Below are 264 nucleotides of genomic sequence, written 5' to 3'. Positions count from 1 at the left end.
CCGATGCGCTGGACGATGACGGGAGCAAGCCCTTCCGTCGGCTCATCGAGCAGCAGCATCTTCACGCCGGTGCGCAGCACCCGGGCGATCGCCAGCATCTGCTGCTCGCCGCCGGAAAGCTTTGTGCCGGAGCTGGCGCGCCGCTCGTAAAGGTTCGGAAAGAGCTCGTAGATTTCATCGACGGTCATGCCGCCCGGCGCCACGACTGGCGGCAGCAGCAGGTTTTCCGAAACTGTCAGCGTCGAGAAGATGCCGCGCTCTTCG

The 264-nt window shown here is 64.8% G+C and carries 1 protein-coding gene; it reads right to left on the bottom strand.

Going from position 1 to position 264, the window contains the following annotated elements; genetic code table 11:
- Positions 1-264, bottom strand: a 264-nt coding sequence (locus tag SB764_RS41255; RefSeq protein WP_410866934.1) for an ATP-binding cassette domain-containing protein, incomplete at both ends; no start/stop codon positions are given.

It is taken from the genome of Paraburkholderia sp. SIMBA_027 (assembly GCF_046535315.1).
Classification (GTDB): Bacteria; Pseudomonadota; Gammaproteobacteria; order Burkholderiales; family Burkholderiaceae; genus Paraburkholderia; species Paraburkholderia tropica.
This window is presented reverse-complemented; position numbering and strand designations above follow the sequence as displayed.